The organism is Bradyrhizobium sp. S3.12.5 (genome assembly GCF_040548225.1).
GTDB classification, from domain to species: Bacteria; Pseudomonadota; Alphaproteobacteria; order Rhizobiales; family Xanthobacteraceae; genus Bradyrhizobium; species Bradyrhizobium cytisi.
This window is the reverse complement of record NZ_JBEPRF010000004.1, coordinates 183372-202168: the sequence shown is the minus strand read 5'-3', so window position 1 is coordinate 202168 and position 18797 is coordinate 183372. Positions and strand designations below refer to the sequence as shown.

The following is an 18797-nucleotide window of genomic DNA, read 5'->3' as shown; positions in this document are numbered from 1 at the left end:
GATCAGTTCGCGGTCAGCACGACCTTGACGCTCTGCGAGCGGTCGAGCGCCAATCGCAACGCGTCGGGCGCGGTCGAAAGCGGCCGCTCGGCGGTGACCAGCGACAGCACGTCGACGCTGCCCGCACCAATCAGTTCCACCGCTGTCATGAATTCAAGCCCGAAGCGGAACGAGCCGCGCAGATCGATCTCCTTCGCCATCACGGCATTCGACGGTGTCGGAATCTGGCCGCCCGGCAGATTGCCGATCTGCACCACCACGCCGCCGCGCCTGATAATGCCGATCGCGCTTGCGAGCCCCGCGGCCGTGCCCGAGACCTCGAATGCAACGTCGTAGGGACGCGAGGCGGCCTGCGCCTTGAGGCCCTCGTCACCATTTGCGACGTTCTCGACATGCGATGCACCGAGCCGGGTCGCGAAGGCGAGCGGGGCCGGCGCGATGTCGGCCACGGTGATGTCAGCCAAGCCGGCGCGGTGTGCGGCCAGCATGGTCAGAAGCCCGATCGGGCCGGCGCCAAAAATAATGCCACGCTTGCCCTGGATGTTGCCGGCGCGCGCGACCGCGTGCAGGCAGACCGCGAGCGGCTCGGCCAGCGCCGCGGCCTGATAGGACACATGATCCGGGATCTTGACGCACTGCGCCGGGATCGCATCGAAATAATTGGCAAAGCCGCCCTGCATGTGCGGTGTCTTCGACGCAGAGCCCATGAAGTAGATATTTTCGCAGAGGTTTTGGCGACCCTCGCGGCAGGCGCCGCAATGGCCGCACCAGCGCGACGGGTTGACGGCGACGCGGTCGCCGACCCTCAGGTTGGCTGCGGAGCCCGCGATCTCGACGACCTGGCCCGAGATCTCGTGACCGAGCACCAGCGGCGATTTCACCACGAAATCGCCGGTCCGGGCGTGGCGGAAGTAATGCATGTCCGAGCCGCAGATGCCGCCGGCCCCGAAACGGATGCGCACCATGCCGTCGGCCAGCTTGTCGAGCGGATGCTCGATCATGCGCAGGTCTTCGGGGCCGAACAGGGTTGCGGCGAGAGAGGTCGATGTCATTTGGAAAGTCCCATGTATTTCGGCAGCCAGAGGGTTAGTTCGGGAATGTAGGTGATCGCGATCAGTGCAAGCATCAGCGGCACCAACCAGGGCAGGATCGCGACCGTCGTGCGCTCGACCGAGAGCTTCGCCACGCGGGCAAGCACGAACAGCACCATGCCGAGCGGCGGATGCAACAGGCCGATCATCAGGTTCAGCGTCATGATCAGGCCGAAATGGATCGGATCGATGCCGAGCTTGAGCACGATCGGCAGCAGGATCGGCACCAGAATGGTGATCGCCGCCGTGGTGTCGATGAAGCAGCCGACGAACAGGATCAACACGTTGGCGAGCGCCAGGAACACCCATTTGTTGTGGGTGATGCTGAGCATCCAGTCCGAGAGCAATTGGGCAGCCTGCGACACCGTCAGCAGCCAGGCGAAGATCGAGGCGGCGGTGACGATGAACAGCACCGAGGCCGTGGTCTCGATGGTGTCGAAGGTCGCCTTCGCCACAGTCTTCAAGGTCATGGTGCGGTAGCGCACGAGGCCAAGGAACAGCGACCAGATTACCGCCGCAACAGCGGCTTCAGTCGGCGTGAACCAGCCGAGGGTCATGCCGCCGATCAGGATGACGGGCGCCATCAGCGCCATCACCGCGGAGAAGTCGAAATACCAGTCGATCGCGAGCAGCACACCGAGCCCGATCACGACGGCCAGGTTGATCGACATGCCGGCGAGCGTCATCAGCCAAATCGCGAGCGGGAACGCGAGCACGATGGCGATCTCGAGGCCGGCCGAGCCGAGCTGCGGCCAGGAGAACGGCGTGTCGCTGCCCCATTTGTTCCTGTGCGCGAAGTAGGTGACGGTGGCCATCATCAGCAGCGTCAGGACGACGCCCGGAATGACGCCGCCCAGAAACAGCGCGCCGATCGAGACGTTGGCCATCATGCCGTAGATCACGAAAGGCAGCGACGGCGGAATGATCGGGCCGAGCGTGGCCGAGGCCGCAGTGACGCCGACCGAGAACTCGGTGGTGTAGCCATGGTCCTTCATCGCCTTGATCTCGATGGTGCCGAGGCCAGCGGCATCCGCGATCGCGGTGCCGGACATGCCGGAGAAGATCACCGAGCCGATGATGTTGACGTGGCCGAGGCCGCCGCGCATCCAGCCGACCAGCGCGACCGCGAATTTGTAGATGCGCCCGGTGACGCCGGCGATGTTCATGAGATTGCCGGCCAGGATGAAGAAGGGCACGGCGAGCAACGGAAAGCTCTCGACGCCGGCGATCATGCGCTGGGCCAGCGTGACATCGGGTGTCACGCCGCTGACCAGGATGTAGAGCAACGACGACGCGGCCATGGCAATCGCCACGGGAACACCGAGCAGCATCAGGACGAGAAAGCCTCCAAGCAATAGCAGCATCAGATTACCCTTCAAAACCGTCGTAGGCGCCAGGGCGTTCGAGGATCGAATAGCCCTGTCGCAGATGTTGCAGCGCGACCTGCAGCGAGCGCGCGAACATCAGCACGAAGCCGAGCAGCACGGCGTAATAGACGTAGTTCTTGGGGAAGTTGATCGTGGTCATGGACTCGTCGCCGATGATCTGGATGTAAACCCAGACCAGCTTGACGGCGTAGCCGAAGAAGGCGATCCGGATCAGGTCGATCACTGTCGACAGCGCACGCGCCACGACATGCGGCAGATAGCGGTAGATCAGGTCGACCTGGATATGCCGCGACAGCCGCACGCACATCGAGGCGCCGATGAAGACCACGCCGATCAGGCAATAGGTCGCGATCTCCTCGGTCCAGGCGTAGCTGTCGTTGAGGACATAGCGGGTGAAGAACTGCAGGAAGACGGCAAGCGCCATCACCCAAAAGATCGCCAGCGCGATCCAGTCCTCGAACGCGTAGATGCCGAGATCGACCTTCGGCGTAGCCTCTTCCTCGAAGGTATGGGCGATCTCGTCCCCGGTAATCTGCCGGTGCACTTCGGCGGTCGACATGTGGTTACTCCTTGGAGAACGTGAACGTCATTCCGGGTCGGCGCGTGAGCGTCGAACCCACTCTTCTCCTCATCCTGAGGAGCGCGGAACGCGCATCTCGAAGGATGGCCCCGGGCGACACCGGGGCCTCCATGGTTCGAGACGCGCGTTCCGCGCTCCTCACCATGAGGGTCTTAGAACGCAAGCGTCCGTTATTTCACCGCCTGGATCCGTTCCCAATCGGCCTTGCGATACCCAAAGGTCTCGAACGGAACGTTCTTCAGCACGATGTCGCGGAACTCATTCTTGTCGACCTCGGTCACGGTCAGGCCCTTCTCCTTGAAGAAGGCGACCAGCTTGGCCTCGTTCTGCTTGATCTCTTCGGTGGCCTTGGCGGCGGCTTCCTGCGCGACGTCGGTGAAGATCTTCTTGTCCTCGTCGCTGAGCTTCTTCCAGAGCGCGCCGGCCACCACGGTGTTGAGGTGGTCGACGATGTGGCCGGTCAGCACGATGTGCTTCTGCACCTCGTAGAACTTCTTGGCCTCGATCGTGGTCAGCGGGTTCTCCTGCGCCTCGACGGTGCCGTTCTGGAGCGCGAGATAGACTTCGGCGAACGCGATCGGCGCGGTATTGGCGCCGCAGGCGCGCGGCATTGCGAGATAGGCGGGCACATCGGGCACGCGCATCTTCAGGCCCTTCAGGTCCGCGCAGGTCTTGATCGGCTTGTTCGAGGAGGTCTGGCGCACGCCATAATAGGTCACCGCGATGATGTGGTGACCGCTCTTGTCTTCGTAACCCTTGGCGAGTTCCTTGAAGATGTCGCTCTTGGTGTAGGCGAGCAGGTGATCGGCGTCGCGGAACGTATAGGGATAATAGGTCACGCCGATCGGCGGGAAGCTCTTGGCCGCGAAGCTCGAGCCGGAGATGATGATGTCGACCGAACCGAGGGAGAGGCCCTGGTTGATGTCGGCTTCCTTGCCGAGCTGGGACGCCGGATAGACGTCGATCTGGTAGCGCCCGTTGGTGCGCTTGCCGATCTCCTGTGCGGCCCAGACCGAAGCGGTGTGGAACGGCTCCGAGGTCTCGTAGACATGGGCCCATTTCAGCTTGGTTTGCGCCATGCCGGCATTCGTCGCCCCGAGCATTGCGGCGGCCGAGACCGCCAGCATCATCGTCATCTTCTTCAACACTGAATATCCTCCACTTAAGTCTGCTTCTTGTTCACCCGCCTCAAAATCGAGGCGAGCCGCCCAATCTCATCGCCGTCGCGCGCTGCCGCTTTTGGCGGGCTTCTTCGACGGTCGTTTTGGCTTCGCCGGAGGTGCGCCGGATCGCGCGGTCCGTTTCCGCATCGCCGGCGATCCCGTGGCGCTCTCGGCGCCAAAATTCTGCGCAAAACGCTCCTGCGAATGCGCGAGATGATCGCGCATCGCGTCACGGGCCGCCGCTGGCTGACGCGTCGCAATGGCATCGCGCACGGCCCGATGCTCGCCGAGCGCGGTGCGCCATGTGCCGGGATTCTCAAAATAATGCGCAAGCTGCGCGAAATAGGGATTGAGCCGCTGGTCGAACAGCTCGCCGACCACGCGCACCAGCACGGCGTTGCCGAGGCATCCGGCGATCGCGATGTGGAAGGCGCGGTCATGGACCATCGAGGCTTCGCCGGGGTGCGCGACGTTCTCCATCGCGACCAGGGCGGCATCGATGCGTGCGATATCGTCCCTGGTCGCCACGCGCGCGGCCTGCTCGGCGATGGCGCTTTCGAGGAATTCGCGGGCGCGCAACAGCTCGAATGGCCCCTCTATCACGGCGGACGGCGTTGGCGTGGCGTCCGAAGGGTCGATCACATAGATGCCGGACCCGACGCGAATGCGGACGCGTCCTTCCACTTCGAGCGCGATCAGGGCTTCGCGCACCGTCGGCCGCGATACCCTGAGCTGATCGGCGAGCTCGCGCTCGGTCGGCAAGCGGCTGCCGACGGAGTACTCGCCGCTGTCGATCAGGCTTCGCAATTGATCGGCGATTTGGCGATAGAGCCGTCTCGCCTCCACAGCTTCCAGCGGCACGCTGGCCTCCCCGAAAGGGTCTCGCCGGGAAGGCTTCCACCCCGGCGGCCCGCCAATTTTGGATAATTGGCCTTACCAATTGACCGAAGCATTGACCGAGGACGGCCGCCATGTCAAGCAGCCGCCAAACACAGGGAGAGACACCATGCGGCTTAGTTCAACGCGCCTTGGCCGCGCCAATCTCGACCGGCTGCCGCCAGCCATCCGCCGCCCGGCCTACGACCGTTCACGCGTGACGCCCGGCATCGTGCATCTCGGTCTTGGCGCCTTTCATCGCGCCCATCAGGCCGTCGTCATCGACGATTGTCTTGCCGCAGGCGCCAATGCCTGGGGCATCATCGGCGCGAGCCTGCGCAGTCCGGACACGCGCGACGCCCTCGCCCCGCAGGATCATCTCTACACGGTCGCCGTGCGCGCCGCCGAAGGCACCGAGCATCGCGTCATAGGCGCGCTGCTCGACAGCGTCGTCGCGCGCGAAAAGCCGGGCGCGATGGTCGAGCGGATGGCCGATCCAGCCATTCGCATCGTCTCGCTCACCGTGACCGAAAAGGGCTATTGCCACACGCCGCAGACCGGCGATCTCGACGAGCGGCATCCTGATGTCGTGCACGATCTCAACAATTTTGACGCGCCACGCTCGGCGCCCGGCTTCATCGTGGCCGCACTGGCGCGCCGACGGGCGCAGGGACTTTCGCCGTTCACCGTGCTGTGCTGTGACAACCTCGCCGCCAACGGCCACACCGTGCAGCGGATCGTGACGCAGTTCGCGGCACTCCGGTCGAAGGACCTCGGCAAATGGATCGCGGATAACGTTGCCTTCCCCTGCACCATGGTCGATCGCATCGTGCCGGAAACGACGGATGCCGACCGCGATGCGGTAGCCGCGGCACTCGGGATGCGTGACGCCTGGCCTGTAATGACCGAGCCGTTCACGCAATGGGTGGTCGAGGATCGCTTTGCCGCGGGCAGGCCCGATCTCGCTGCCGCGGGCGTCGAGCTCGTCACCGACGTCAAGCCGTTCGAGTTGATGAAGCTGCGGCTGCTCAACGCCAGCCACTCCGCGCTCGCCTATCTCGGCTATCTCGCCGGCTACGAGACCATCGCCGATACCATGCGGGATCCGTATTTCGCGCGCCTCGCCGCGCAGGTGATGGAAGAGGCCGCGGTGACGCTGACGATGCCTGCGGGGACCGATCTCGCCGCCTATCGCGCCTCGCTGCTCAAGCGTTTCGCCAATCCGGCGCTGCATCACCGCACTTGGCAGATCGCCATGGACGGCTCGCAAAAGCTGCCACAGCGGCTGCTCGGCGCGATGCAGGATCGCCTCGCCAAAAACCTGCCGATCGCGACGCACGCGCTCGCGGTGGCGGGCTGGATGCGCTACGTCACCGCGCTTGACGAGCAGGGCCGCGCCATCGACGTGCGCGATCCCCTCGCCGCCGAGCTCGCGGGCCTGGCGCGCGAGGCCGGTCCCGTCGCGGAACGGCTGGCGCCCGCATTGCTCGGCGTGGAAAAAGTGTTTGGACCGCTCGGTGCCGAGCCGCGCCTGCGCGAGGCCGTGACCGCGGCGCTCGGCCGCCTCTACAAGGAAGGTGCGCGGCGCGCGGTGGAGACGCACGTTTCGGCATGATCAGAAAGTGGGCAATAATGCTGCACTGCGTCCAAAGTCGGACTGAAGTCGCGCTTGATTTTTGCCTGCCGTTGCCGCACCCGAGAGGCATGGCAAAGGACGACAAGGTCATCGCCGCGAACGCGGCTTTTTACGCCGCCTTCGCGACCGGCGATTTCGACGAAATGAAGCGGATGTGGGCGGATGACGACGCCATTTCCTGCATTCATCCCGGCTGGCCCGCGATCGTCGGCCACGCCACCGTGATCGGAAGCTGGCGCGACATCCTGCAAAATCCAGAACGTCCGCAGATCGTCTGCGCCGAGCCGCAGGCGATCGTCGACGGTGACAGTGCGCGCGTGCTCTGCATCGAGATCGTCGACGGCACCGCGCTCGCCGCCGCCAACCATTTTCGGCGCGTCGGCGACGGCTGGCTTCTGGTGCATCACCAATCGAGCCCGATTGCGCAGATTGTCGAGCAGGCCGAGGACGATAGAGCCAGCCACCGGGTGCACTGACCGCGGCAGCGTTCTACTGTGCATGGGGTTGTTTTGCGGTTTTTTATTTGACGGCGAGTTCCGACAGATCGTCCAGCACGAACCGAGCCGCGCTGAAATCATCATCCTGGAAAAACATGCTGCGCGTGATGAGCACGGGAATGTCGGCCCGCGAGGCCGCAATCAGCCCGTTGGCGGAATCCTCGATCGCGACGCATTTGGACGGCGCCAGCTTCAGCCGCGCCAGGACATCGAGATAGACATCCGGCGCCGGCTTCTTGTGCCTCACATCATCGCCGGCAACGATCGCATCAAAATCCGCGGCCCAGCGCGCCCCCAGCGCCCGCGACAGCAGCGCATCGATGTTGCCGTGCGAGGTCGTGGTCGCAATCGCAAGCCGCTGGCCACGCGCCTTGGCAGCAGCGAGCAGGTCCATCACACCGGGCCGCAAGGCGCAGCAACCGGTCTCGACCAGCTCGGCATAATGGGCGGTCTTGATGCGGTGGAGCTCGGCGATATCGGCATCCGACAGGGGCGGCGCGACCCACTGCCTGGTGTGGAAGGCGCGGATGCGTTCCTTGCCGCCGGTCACGCGCAGCAGATCCTTGTAGCTGGCCCGGTCCCAATGCCAGTCGAGACCGTGACGGGCAAAGGCGTGGTTGAAGGCCCGCCGGTGCAGCTCCTCCGTCTCGGCCAGCGTCCCGTCGACGTCGAGGATCAGCGCGGCCGCGCTCCGGACCAGATCCGCCGCGCCGGATCGCGCTATGATGGCCACGTCCGCCTGCATGGTCGACGCCTCCCTGTCACGAGCGAGCATCGCCCGAGGCAGCCGGCGAGTAAAATCGCAATATCTTTTGCCCGACCCAAAAATCTCTTATGAGCGGAGGTGCGCTGCGGCGCGAACGGGAACTCCGACCTGCACAGGAGACGCATGCGGCTCTTCATCCTCGGCCTCGGCTACAGCGCCCGGCATTTCGTCCGCAAATTCGGCGGCAGCTTCTCGCATGTCGCCGGCACGGTCCGCGATCCCGCCGCGCAGGTCGACCTTGCCGGGATCGAAGTGCATGGCTTTTCCGGCAGCCGCCCGGCTGACGCGACGGTCGACAGTATCGGCGATGCCGATGTCCTTGTGATATCGATCCCGCCGGGCGGCACCGGAGACCCCGCAATCGCGGCGCTCGGCGACGTGCTCGCGGCGGGCCGCCACAAGGTCGTCTATCTCTCCACCATCGGCGTCTACGGCGATCGCGCCGGCGGATGGGTGGACGAGAGCACGCCGCCACAGTCCACCCTCGACCGCGCACGGATGCGGATCGCGGCGGAGCAGGCCTGGACGGAGACGGCACGCGGCGACGTCGCGATCCTGCGGCTTGCCGGCATCTACGGCCCCGGCCGCAACGCGCTGGTGACGCTGCGCAGCGGCACGGCACGGCGCATCATCAAGCCCGGCCAGATCTTCAACCGCATTCATGTCGACGACATCGCCAGCGCCATCATGGCCGCGATCAACCACAACAGCGGCGGCACCTGGAACGTCTGCGACGACGAGCCCGCACCGCCCCAGGACGTGATCGCCTACGCCGCGCAGCTGATGGGCATCGCTCCGCCGGACGAAGAAGCGTTCGCGACAGCCGAGATGTCGGCGATGGCGCGCAGCTTCTATGCCAGCAGCGCTCGCGTCTCCAACGCGCGGCTGAAGCAAGAGCTCGGCGTCGCGCTGGCCTATCCGACCTATCGGCACGGCCTCGATGCGCTGTGGCGAGCGGGCGACGGACGCGCTTAAAAGGGCGGCCGATCGGCCGCCCTTTTATATTCAGCGTCAGCTCAACACGCCGTATTTCTTGAACCAGGCCTGCGCCTGCTTCCAGGCATCCTCCGCAGCATCCTTGCGGTAGCTGCCGCGATAGTCGGCATGGAAGCCGTGCGGCGCTTCCGGATAGATCTTGAATTCGGCCGTCTTCTTGTTCTGCTCGAGCGCCGCCTTGAGCTGCTCGACCTGGGCCACGGGAATGCCGGTGTCGGCGCCGCCATAGAGGCCGAGCACCGGCGCCTTCATCTCAGGCGCGAGCTGCAGCGGGCTCTTCGGCCACAGCGGATTGGGCGCATCGACCGGCGGACCGTAGAAGGCAACGCCGGCCTTGAGCGTGCCGTTATGGGCGGCATATTCCCAGACCGTGCGGCCGCCGCGGCAGAAGCCGATGATGCCGAGCTTCGCGGTGTCGCCGCCTTGCGATCCCGCCCAGGCCACCGTCGCGTCGAGATCGGAGAGCAGCTCGGCGTCCGGCTTGGCGTTGACGACCGGCAAGAGGTCCTTGATGTCGGTGATCTTGGTGAGGTCCGTGCCCTTGCGGAAGTAATAGTCGGGCGCAACTGCGAAGGCGCCGAGCTTGGCGAGGCGCCGCGTCACGTCCTTGATGTATTCGTGCAGACCAAAGATCTCCATCGCGACGATGATCACCGGAGCCTTGGTGTTATCGGCGGGGCGGGCGAAATAGGCCGGCATTTCCTCGGAACCGACCTTGATCTTGGCATCTCCAGCCTGGAGGCCGCCGGTGTCGGTCGTGATCACCTCGGCGCGGACGGGACCTGCCGCAAGCGTGTAGCCCGCAGCAACGGCCGCCGTGGCGCTCATGAAGCCGCGGCGCGACACCGGGGGCGGCTTAATCAGCCCTATAACGTCAGACGTGATGATGGTTTCGATACTCATCGGTTGGTCCTTCCTGATGCCTTGCCCCAGTGTCTGAACCTTCAGGCGAGGCATTCGCCAATAATTGCCGGCGAAACGCAAATCACCAGCCTGCGAGCGCCGGGCCTTTCAGATCCGGCGATCACGCCGCTTCACCGGCGCCGTCTCCGGCATCAGGCTCATCGCGACAGTCCGACGGCCAAGCACGATGCCGCCGATCGGCCGCGTCACGAAGCCGGCGCCGATGGTCGCAAGCGACAGCATCAGACTGCCAAACTCACTTCCGGCGGCCAGTGCCGCGCGTTTGACGTTGAACGGCTCTGCTTGGAGAGGCTGAACTTGAAAAGGCTTTGCTCGCTTCCCGACGACACTCTCGAATTCCCAAGTGAATGTGTGCCCGATTTAACCGCGTGACCGCATTGCGTCGCAACATCCATTAACCGAAAAAGGGGTTCTCCCGCTGCCAGCGGCGCCATCACGCGTTGCAGATTGTGTGCGGTTTCGCGCAATTCGAAACGTCTCGCCGCAACTATCGGGCTCGATCGTGGCCGCAACGACACATGATGTTGCCCGGGCACAGCACACCGCCCGACATTTGAGTGAGAGACCGCACCATTTGACTGAAGTTTTCAGATCAGTTGAGCCGTCATATTTACTCGAACTTTCTTCGTGACGCTCTAGTTCCACTCCCGAATGTTCCATCTCCAGAACGGAGAAGCGTCTTCCAAGCCGGCAATTGTTTCCGCTTCGAGCGAAGCTCGACAGCCTCATTCTGACCCGCAGCGATTGCGCTACCGACGGCTCAATTGAATAAAGCTTTATCTGATCTGGCATCGATATGAATTTGGCTCGCGAAGCAATTGAATTATTGGGACAGGTGGCGCGAATCCTGTGGTTCGAAGGCACCAAAAACGGCATGCGCGATCGCGAGTGGATGGCGCTGCGCTTTCTCTCCCGTGCCAACCGATTCTCAAGGACACCTTCGGCGCTGGCAAGCTATGTCGGCACCACGCGCGGCACCGCCTCATTCATCATCGGCGAGCTCGAGCGGCTCGGCTATGTGGAGCGGAAGCGCTCCGCCACAGACAAGCGCTCGGTGATGCTGAGCGTGACGCAGCAGGGCAAGAAATTTCTGGCTCGCGACCCCGTCAATGGCCTCGTCGAGGCCATCGCCGTCCTCGATGACGACAGCAAGATCCGCTTTCGCGACACCTTGCGACACGTGCTCGATCAGGCGGACGCCGTCGAACAGCGGCACCACACCGACGTCTGCAAGCGATGCATTTTCCTCCGGGAGGATCGCACTGCTTCCGAGAACAAGACGACGGTCGAATTCACCTGCCGGCTGTTTCGCGCGCCGATCGCCGAACCCGAGATCGACCTGCTATGCACCAGCTTCGAGCATCACCGACAATAGAATTGTCCGCCGCTCATTTGCGCGCCGAGTAGACAACGCCGCCACTGGTTTCCACCACCAGACGGCCGTTCTCGTTCCTGATCTCCTCGATGCGACCGAGATTGGGGACCTGCTGGCCGAGCATGGCCTCGACGACACCGCTCGGCCCCTGCAGGATCGCAATGCCTTCATAAGCCTGGCGAACCGACCAGCCCTTGACCGCCTTTCGCGGTACCGAGCTGCGTTCGGCCGGAGACACCGAGCCCGTGGTCTCGGGTGCCGCGACCGAGGCCATCATCGGCATCGCCGGCGACGGCTGCGCACCAACGGGAGGCGGCGGCTGAACCTGGACCTGGGCGAGCCTGTCGAGCTTCGCGGTCGAGGACGAGCTCACACGCTCGATGCGATCCAGATTCTCGGCGAACCGGCCGAAACGGTCGCTGGTTGCCTTGCTCGACTGATCGACGGCGGTTCGCAGGCCGTCGAGATTCTCGGACACGCCGGACAATTGCTTGCGCAGCTGCGCGACCGTATCGCGCAGGTTCCTGATCTCGGCACTGGCCGCGGCATTTGTCTGGCTCGGCTGCGTAGTGAGATAGGCAATGACGCCGGTGCAGGCGCAGACCACCAGGATGGCGGCAACCGCCAATGTCGCGAGCGGCGCGACCCATGTCGGACGCGGCGGCGGCGGCTTGGCCACGATCACCGCCGGCTTGATCACGACCGGCGCAGGCTTTGGTATCGCCATCTTGTCGAGGCGCGCCTTGGCGCGAATACGCTTCAATCCCTCGAGCGCTGCTTTGGCTGCAACTTCGTCACTCGCTGCCGATACGGGCTTCACGCCTGCCGCGGGCTTGGCCGCGCGCGGCGCATTATTGCTCTTCGTGTCGCGCGCTTCCGGAGCCGGCTTCGCCGCTGCGGTCAAATCCGCAGTTTCGGCAGGACGCGTTTTTCCATCGGACAACATTTGAAAATGCTCCGTTCGTTTTCGATCTGTTGAACGAAGTTAGTCGGCGAAGCTTGCCTGAAACGTGCGCATCAAAAAATCTTTTCGTCACAAACAATGCGGCGTCGAATGAGTCCAACGCGTCATGCACGAGGCGAAAGTGCGACTCGAAAGACACACACTCGCCAAGATTTCGCCAAGCTGGAGTCCCACCGCCATACATGAGTCGAATTGTCGCAGGCGGGTGTGCGGCCAGGAGAGTCAATCCGGGATTGAAAACCCCTCCCTGCGGCGGCTCTGTGCCCCTACCCAAAACAGCTATGTTTCTACGGGTATATGGAACTTTATGACCGTCACGGTGCAAAAGTAGTTTGATATCAAAATCAACTAATATGTTTTGGCATACAAAGAAACAACCGGAAACAAACCAACAGCATCAAGCACACGTAGCAAACGCTTTGTTTCGCACGCTTGATCGGAAATCGGCAATTGTTACGGTCCTACTCAAGTGATTCTCGCCAGTTGGCGAGGAGATCGACTGAATTCAGTAGCGTTCGGACCCAATCAGCAACGTGCGCAACTGTTCTAGGTCGCTGTCTCACCGCTCCGCGGGGTGATCCGTAAGACACCCGCCGGGCCTCACGCAGTAAGCGTTCAGTATCGAGTCGAAGTAGCAGGCCTGCTCACGCAGGCACTGAATGCGTAGGGCTGCCCGCGAACATCGAAATCATAACAACGGTTCGCGGGAGGGAAATATCGTCAAACAGCATGGCGTCGAGCCGGAGCATCACAACACCTCCCGGCCGCTGCAAGTGCGAAACAGGGGCGACAGACTGATGTATATAATCGTTGATGATCGCGAGAGCGTCACGAACAGCTATGTAGGAGGGCTCGTTCGCGAGGGCGTATCGTCGATCGGATTCTCCTCCGGAGAATTCTGGGACTGGCTGCAATCCGCGAACGAATCGGACCTGGCAGCGGTCGATGCCTTCCTTCTGGGGGATTGCGATGCCCGCGGAAGCCTGCCAAGGGCGATGCGCAAGCGGTCCACGGCTCCGATCATCGCCATGAGCGGCCAGAAGATGCTCAAGAATACGCTGGAGCTGTTTGAATCCGGCGTGGACGACGTGGTTCACGTGCCGATTCACCTGCGTGAGATCCTCGCCCGAACGGCCGCGATCGCGCGCCGCCGGGTGGGCGAGCTGCCGAGGCCCTGCGAGACCAGGATCCAGGTCTTCTTCAACGGACGTGACCCCGAGATTGCGGGCCACGCCCTCACCCTGCCCCGCCGCGAGCTGCGCATTCTCGAGTATATGGTCAGCAATCACGGCAAGTGGATCACCAAGACGCAGATCTTCAACGCGGTCTACGGCATCTTCGAATCCACGTTCGATGAGAGCGTGATCGAAAGCCACGTCAGCAAGTTGCGCAAGAAGCTGCGAGACCGACTCGGTTTCGACGCGATCGTGGCACGGCGCTACGTTGGATACCGGCTCAATATCCCCGCCAACGAGGCCATCGACGAGCCGATGCAGGAGCTCGACGAAGTCGGCATCCTCCTGAACCGGGCACATGCCGCCCCGGCGGCCTACCCGGCTGGCAACTGACGCGCCCGAGCCGCGGCTCACAAACGACCATCGGCCTCTGCGGGGACACCCGCAGAGGCCGATTTGTTTTCAACGGCAGAAACGTCGTTACGCCGGTGCAGTCTCGCGCCCGGCGCCTTACGGCTTCTGCTGGAATTCTTCCTTGGAGACGTAGTTGAAGTCCTCGACCAGCACGTCCTGGACGATGTCGGCCTGCATCCGCTCGTTGACGCGCTGCTTGATCCCTGCGGTGAGGACAGAGAGGTCGTAGCGGGCGAGCTTCCTGAAATCGAGCTTGTCGTCGGCATAGATCCTGCGGAAGGCCTCGTCCACGACGAACGGCTCGGGCGGAACGGTAAGCTGGTGCATGGTCCGGGCCTCCACCGTATAGACGAAGCGCGCGACGATGTAGCCCTGCACCGCGCCGCTCTCTACCATGGGTATGCTCAGCGCCCGAGTCTTCTGGTATTGCAGCCCGTCGAGATATTCGTCCTTCGGCAGCAGAGTGCCGTTTTCCTTCCAATAGGCCACTCCATAGCTCGTGCCCGCGGTGATGATGCATACCCAGAGCCCGGCCAGCACCAGCTTGATCATTTTTCGTCCCGCGCTGCGCGACCGGTGTAGGTGCCGTCCGACTCTGCGTCCTTGATCGCCCTAACGATGATGGCCGCGACCTCACGCACGGCGTCGTAGTGCATCTCGAGGAGCGAACGGTTTCGCTCGAGCTTTTCGCGCAGCCGCTGGATCTCGCCCGTGATCTCGGTTTCGCCGCCGAGATGCATCCGCGCCCGCATCAGGCGGACGAATTCCAGCATGCTCCGGCTCTTGCGCATGCTGAAATCATCGAAATCGACCTTCTGCCCGGTCGCGAGCGCGACGGTTTCTTCCTCGACGATGTTCTCGAGCCGGCGAATCGCGGATAGCAGGCCGCTGATCTCCTCGGACCGCGTCGCCTCCAATCTTGCCGCTTCGGCGTCGTCGGACGGCATGTCGCCGCCGACATTCGGCAGGAGCACCGGCAACAGAGCATCGCCCGATGCGGCCGCCGTCATCACCTCGGAGTCCAAGACCTGGGAGTTCAAGACCTGGGAGTTCAAGACCTGGGAGTTCAAGATCTGCCGTTCAACGACCGGTTGCTCCATCACCGGAAGCGTTGCGCCTTGTTCTACCTGCATAGCAAATTCACCCTTCAACTTTCCTCACCCATATCCCAGATCCATCAGCCCGACTTGCCCGTCACATCCGGACCAGCCGGATGCGCGGACGCGAGCTGCTTGGCAATTCCGATCCCCTTGCCCTTCGCAAGCTGGGCGCCAAGCTGCTCGGCCAACATCGATTTCCAGACGCCGCCCGCGGTGCCCTTGCCGAACACTTCCTCAGATTCCTTCGGCAGCATCGTCTCGACGAAGGTCTGGAGGATGAACGCCTCGAACTTGCGATAGACCTCGTCCGGGCCGGGCTTCTTGATCACCTGCACCGGCGGACCGTTCACCACCCCCGACTGCGCTTCCGTCACCTTTGCGGCGGATTGGTCGGCCGCCTTGCCGGCCTCGGCGTCCATCGTCGCGGCGAAATCGGCGCCGGACGATTTCAACGCGTCGAGCTTCGCGGTCGCAGCGCGCTGCGCCACCGGATCGGCGGCGTCGAGGACGTCGAGGACGAGGTCGGATGTCGGCGTCACGATCATGTCTTGTTCCGGTTGGCTGGCCGCGGCGTCAAATCGCGCACGGCCGCATGTGTCTCCATGATGTCCTCGAGCGAGCGCTTCTCGGCGTCGCGCAGCTTTTCGGCCAGTGCCACCTTGGCGACCTCCTCGAGCTGCTTTGCCCGCCGGTTCTCCGAGCGGACCCTGTCGAGCTGCATCGCAGCACGCTCCTGTACGGCGCGTGCGCCGACGGTCGTCCTGTTGAGGCGCCTCGCAATCGACTCGCTCGACGATCCGGCCGGCGGTTTTCCCTCGTTCAGAGTCCCGACCAGCCACGCCTGCTCATCCTGCATAGTCTGCTCCTGCTGCCGCAATTGCGCGAGCTGCCATTCGGACAGACGGAGCTGAAGCTTCACCAGCGAGACGATCCGACCGAGCTTGTCCGCGCGCGAGGTCATGGCCCGTCATCCCGCCAGCCATGACGACATGCCGAGCATGAATTGCGTCAGCAACTCGTCGCTGATGAGGTAGAGCAGCAGGAGACCGCCGACCAGGACGAACGGCACCGAGACGAAATAGACCGCAATCGACGGCGTCAGCTTGTTGATGAGGCCGACCGAAAAATTGACGATGACGGAATAGACGATGAAGGGGCTGGTGATCCGCAGCGTCAGCACGAACGCGTCCGTAAGGCGGGTCGCGAGCTGGTTCAGCGCCATCTCGCCGCTCAGTTTCTCACCGGGATGCCAGACATCGTAGGAGTTCATCAATCCGCGCAGGACCTGCCAATGCTGGTCGGTCAGGAAGAACAAGGTGGTGACCGCGGCCATGATCAGCGGCACCGAGGCCGGCGTCGGATCGTTGTCGCCGATCGGCACGCCCGGGATGTTGCTGAGCCCGATCGCGCTCGCCATGACGGTGGACATGGTCTGGAGCGCGAGGAAGAACACGCGTCCGCCGAGGCCGATGACGCTGCCGACCAGGAGCTCGGTTCCGATCAGCAGCGCGAGCGTCAACGGCGGCGCATCGTCCACGAGCGGCTTCAGGACCGAAACCAGAATCGGCGACAGCGCGAACGTCGTGACGAGCGCGACGAACAGGCGGATCTGCGGCGGAATGTTGGTGCTGGAATAGCCCGGCACCAGCATCAGGCAGGAGCCGATACGGCAGAACACGATGAACGTAGCGAGCACGTTGTCGGCGAGGCCGCTGATCACGAGATGGCTCCGAGCGCCCGGATCTCGGCGCTGCGAGCGACCTCGACATGCGACAGGATCGGCAACGTCGGGAACACCCGTTCCAGAATCATACGGACATAGGGGCGGGCTTCCGGGGTCACCGCCAGCACTACGCTGGTGCCGTCTTCGGTGAATTTCCGGATCGCAGCACTGGCTTCGGTCGCGAACTGTTCGATCAGGCGCGGGTCGGCGTCGAACTCGACGACGTCGCCCTTGCCATCGCGCTTCAGGTTCTGGTGGAAGGCAAGATCCCAGCGGTTGCCGAGGCGAAGGACGTTGAGCACGCCATTGTCGGAGAGATCGCCGCAGATCTGCTGAGCCAGGCGCATGCGCACGTGCTCAGCCACCTGCTCGGACCGCCGTACATGGGGCGCGATCTCGGCGATCGCCTCGAGGATCAGATGAAGGTTCCGGATCGACACCCGCTCGCCCAGCAGGATCTTCAAGATCGCCAGTAGGCCCGAATAGGAGATCTGCGACGGACAGAGATCGTCGATCAGGCGCTTGTACTCCGGCTCGAGCCGGTCAAGCAGTCCGCGCATATCCTTGTAGGACAGGAGCTGAGGAAGGTTCGCCCTGAGCACCTCGCTCAGATGCGTGAGCAGCACCGACAGATTGTCGACCGGCTTGCAGCCCTGCCGCCTGACCTCATCGGTGAAGGCCTCGGTCACCCACAGCGCCTTCATGCCGAAGGCAGGCTCGATCACCTCGTCGCCGGGTACGTCGGGTTTGCCGTCCTTGTCCACCAGCACCATCACCTCGCCGATCCTGAGCTCGCCATGGGCGACACGGGTATCGTGGATCCGGATCTGGTAGCCCTTGGGGTCGATCGATAGACTGTCCGACAGCTTGATCTCGGGAACGACGAAACCATACTGCTTGGCAAACTTCTTGCGGATCTTGCTGACGCGGTGGGCAAGCTCGTTGCGCGAGCCGAGCAAATGGACCGACAGATGGCTGCCGAGCGACAGCTCGATCTCGGCGGTCTTGAGCGATTCCTTGACGGACTCCTTGGCATCGCTCTGCGCACGCTCTTCCGCCTTGCGCGCCGCCGCCTTCTGTTGCGCGGCAGCCTGCCGCCTCGGCAGCGAGTAGCCGACAAAGGCCATGACGCCGCCCAGCAGCACGAATGGCGCCATCGGCAGCCCCGGCATCAGGGCGAGCACGAACATCATCAGCGACGCCGCCGACACCGCGCGCGGGTAGCCGCCGAGCTGCCGCAGCACCGCCTGCTCCGCCGACCCCCTGGTGCCGCCCTTGGAGACCAGGAGGCCCGCCGAAAGCGACACGATCAGCGCCGGCATCTGCGTGACCAGACCGTCGCCGACGGAGAGTTTTGTGTAGACGTCGGCAGCGCGCGACAGCGTCAGACCGTGATGGGTGACGCCGATGATGATGCCGCCGAAGATGTTGATCGCGGTGATGATCAGGCCGGCGATGGCATCGCCGCGGACGAATTTCGAGGCACCGTCCATCGCGCCGAAGAAGGAGCTTTCCTCTTCGAGCTCGCGGCGCCGGCGCTGCGCTTCCTTGTCATCGATCAGGCCCGCCGACAGGTCGGCGTCGATCGCCATCTGCTTGCCCGGGATGGCGTCCAGGGTGAAGCGTGCGCCGACTTCGGCGATGCGCGTCGCGCCCTTGGTGATCACGACAAAATTCACCGTGACCAGGATCGCGAAGATGATCAGGCCGATGACGAAGTCGCCGCCCATGACGAACTTCGAGAAGCCGGCAACGACATGGCCCGCAGCCTGTTCGCCCTCCCCGCCGCGAGACAGGATCAGTCGGGTCGTCGCGACGTTGAGCGCCAGCCGCAGGATCGTCGCGATCAGCAGCACGGTCGGGAACGCGGAGAAATCGAGCGGACGCTGGATCCACAGCGCGACCATCAGGATCAGGGCCGACAGCGCGATCGAGAAGGCAAGGCCAAGGTCGATCAGGAACGGAGGTATCGGCAGGAACAGGATCGTGAGCATGGCCACGATACCGCCCGCGAAGAAGGCATCCGCGCCGAAACGTCGCGGGTTCGGCAGGCTAGCAACTAAAGTATCGGCCATGGGTCACCGGCAGCAGGGTCCGCCCTGCAATTTGCCCCGCAAAGCTTACGCGGG

20 protein-coding genes are annotated in these 18797 nt (G+C 63.6%); 5 read left to right on the top strand and 15 right to left on the bottom strand.

What is annotated here, in order from left to right; translation table 11 throughout:
* Positions 1–2: 2 nt before the first annotated feature.
* The 5 genes from ABIC09_RS07015 to ABIC09_RS06995 form a co-directional block, all read right to left on the bottom strand.
* Complete coding sequence (locus ABIC09_RS07015; RefSeq protein ID WP_354108803.1) at positions 3–1052, bottom strand: L-idonate 5-dehydrogenase; 1050 nt, start codon at positions 1050–1052, stop codon at positions 3–5.
* Positions 1049–2455, bottom strand: a complete 1407-nt coding sequence (locus tag ABIC09_RS07010; protein WP_148749508.1) for a TRAP transporter large permease — start codon at positions 2453–2455, stop codon at positions 1049–1051. Before ABIC09_RS07010 ends, ABIC09_RS07015 begins: the two co-directional genes overlap by 4 nt.
* Before the next feature lie 4 nt (positions 2456–2459).
* On the bottom strand, positions 2460–3038 hold the full coding sequence (locus ABIC09_RS07005) for a TRAP transporter small permease (protein ID WP_354085431.1): 579 nt from the start codon (positions 3036–3038) through the stop codon (positions 2460–2462).
* Positions 3039–3229: 191 nt separating this feature from the next.
* Entirely contained in the window at positions 3230–4189 is a 960-nt protein-coding gene (locus tag ABIC09_RS07000; protein ID WP_354085549.1) for a sialic acid TRAP transporter substrate-binding protein SiaP, read from the bottom strand.
* An 84-nt stretch (positions 4190–4273) separates the two neighbouring features.
* Positions 4274–5083 (bottom strand): FadR/GntR family transcriptional regulator, encoded by an 810-nt coding sequence (locus ABIC09_RS06995; protein ID WP_354108802.1) that lies wholly within the window; start codon positions 5081–5083, stop codon positions 4274–4276.
* Positions 5084–5228: 145 nt separating this feature from the next.
* On the opposite strand from ABIC09_RS06995, the gene ABIC09_RS06990 reads away from it, so the two are divergent.
* Positions 5229–6713: a mannitol dehydrogenase family protein gene (locus tag ABIC09_RS06990; protein WP_354108801.1), complete on the top strand. Its 1485-nt coding sequence runs from the start codon at positions 5229–5231 to the stop codon at positions 6711–6713.
* 89 nt (positions 6714–6802) lie between these two features.
* Complete coding sequence (locus ABIC09_RS06985; RefSeq protein WP_354108800.1) at positions 6803–7210, top strand: nuclear transport factor 2 family protein; 408 nt, start codon at positions 6803–6805, stop codon at positions 7208–7210.
* Between the two features lie 43 nt (positions 7211–7253).
* On the opposite strand, the gene ABIC09_RS06980 is transcribed toward ABIC09_RS06985, so the two are convergent.
* Complete coding sequence (locus ABIC09_RS06980) at positions 7254–7976, bottom strand: HAD family hydrolase (RefSeq protein ID WP_354108799.1); 723 nt, start codon at positions 7974–7976, stop codon at positions 7254–7256.
* 144 nt (positions 7977–8120) lie between these two features.
* On the opposite strand from ABIC09_RS06980, the gene ABIC09_RS06975 reads away from it, so the two are divergent.
* Positions 8121–8972, top strand: a complete 852-nt coding sequence (locus ABIC09_RS06975; protein ID WP_354033094.1) for an SDR family oxidoreductase — start codon at positions 8121–8123, stop codon at positions 8970–8972.
* 36 nt (positions 8973–9008) lie between these two features.
* Here the strand turns inward: ABIC09_RS06975 and ABIC09_RS06970 are convergent, their stop codons facing one another.
* Entirely contained in the window at positions 9009–9896 is an 888-nt protein-coding gene (locus ABIC09_RS06970) for a dienelactone hydrolase family protein (protein WP_354108798.1), read from the bottom strand.
* A gap of 108 nt (positions 9897–10004) precedes the next feature.
* The gene (locus tag ABIC09_RS06965; RefSeq protein ID WP_283812712.1) at positions 10005–10139 is read right to left on the bottom strand and encodes a hypothetical protein; all 135 of its coding nucleotides are present in this window, start codon (positions 10137–10139) and stop codon (positions 10005–10007) included.
* Positions 10140–10713: 574 nt separating this feature from the next.
* On the opposite strand from ABIC09_RS06965, the gene ABIC09_RS06960 reads away from it, so the two are divergent.
* Positions 10714–11292, top strand: a complete 579-nt coding sequence (locus ABIC09_RS06960; protein ID WP_354033095.1) for a MarR family winged helix-turn-helix transcriptional regulator — start codon at positions 10714–10716, stop codon at positions 11290–11292.
* A gap of 13 nt (positions 11293–11305) precedes the next feature.
* Here ABIC09_RS06960 and ABIC09_RS06955 read toward each other — a convergent pair whose 3' ends face one another.
* A complete protein-coding gene (locus ABIC09_RS06955; RefSeq protein WP_354085437.1) occupies positions 11306–12238 on the bottom strand; it encodes a hypothetical protein in 933 nt (310 codons plus the stop codon).
* Between the two features lie 815 nt (positions 12239–13053).
* Here ABIC09_RS06955 and ABIC09_RS06950 point away from each other — a divergent pair.
* The gene (locus tag ABIC09_RS06950) at positions 13054–13824 is read left to right on the top strand and encodes a response regulator transcription factor (protein ID WP_187434668.1); all 771 of its coding nucleotides are present in this window, start codon (positions 13054–13056) and stop codon (positions 13822–13824) included.
* Positions 13825–13941: 117 nt separating this feature from the next.
* Here ABIC09_RS06950 and ABIC09_RS06945 read toward each other — a convergent pair whose 3' ends face one another.
* The 6 genes from ABIC09_RS06945 to flhA are packed head-to-tail and all read right to left on the bottom strand — an operon-like array spanning position 13942 to position 18743.
* Positions 13942–14397 carry a hypothetical protein gene (locus ABIC09_RS06945; protein ID WP_354108797.1) on the bottom strand — a complete coding sequence of 152 codons (456 nt, stop codon included), beginning with the start codon at positions 14395–14397 and terminating at the stop codon, positions 13942–13944.
* Positions 14394–14978: a flagellar biosynthesis protein FlgN gene (locus ABIC09_RS06940; RefSeq protein WP_354108796.1), complete on the bottom strand. Its 585-nt coding sequence runs from the start codon at positions 14976–14978 to the stop codon at positions 14394–14396. Before ABIC09_RS06940 ends, ABIC09_RS06945 begins: the two co-directional genes overlap by 4 nt.
* A gap of 44 nt (positions 14979–15022) precedes the next feature.
* Positions 15023–15490 (bottom strand): rod-binding protein, encoded by a 468-nt coding sequence (locus ABIC09_RS06935; RefSeq protein WP_148749520.1) that lies wholly within the window; start codon positions 15488–15490, stop codon positions 15023–15025.
* Positions 15487–15906 (bottom strand): hypothetical protein, encoded by a 420-nt coding sequence (locus ABIC09_RS06930; RefSeq protein WP_354108795.1) that lies wholly within the window; start codon positions 15904–15906, stop codon positions 15487–15489. Before ABIC09_RS06930 ends, ABIC09_RS06935 begins: the two co-directional genes overlap by 4 nt.
* A 6-nt stretch (positions 15907–15912) precedes the next feature.
* Positions 15913–16665: a flagellar biosynthesis protein FliR gene (fliR, locus tag ABIC09_RS06925; protein ID WP_354033100.1), complete on the bottom strand. Its 753-nt coding sequence runs from the start codon at positions 16663–16665 to the stop codon at positions 15913–15915.
* Positions 16662–18743, bottom strand: coding sequence for a flagellar biosynthesis protein FlhA (flhA, locus tag ABIC09_RS06920; protein WP_354108794.1), 2082 nt, complete (start codon positions 18741–18743; stop codon positions 16662–16664). The genes fliR and flhA overlap by 4 nt, the downstream gene beginning before the upstream one ends.
* Positions 18744–18797: the final 54 nt, after the last annotated feature.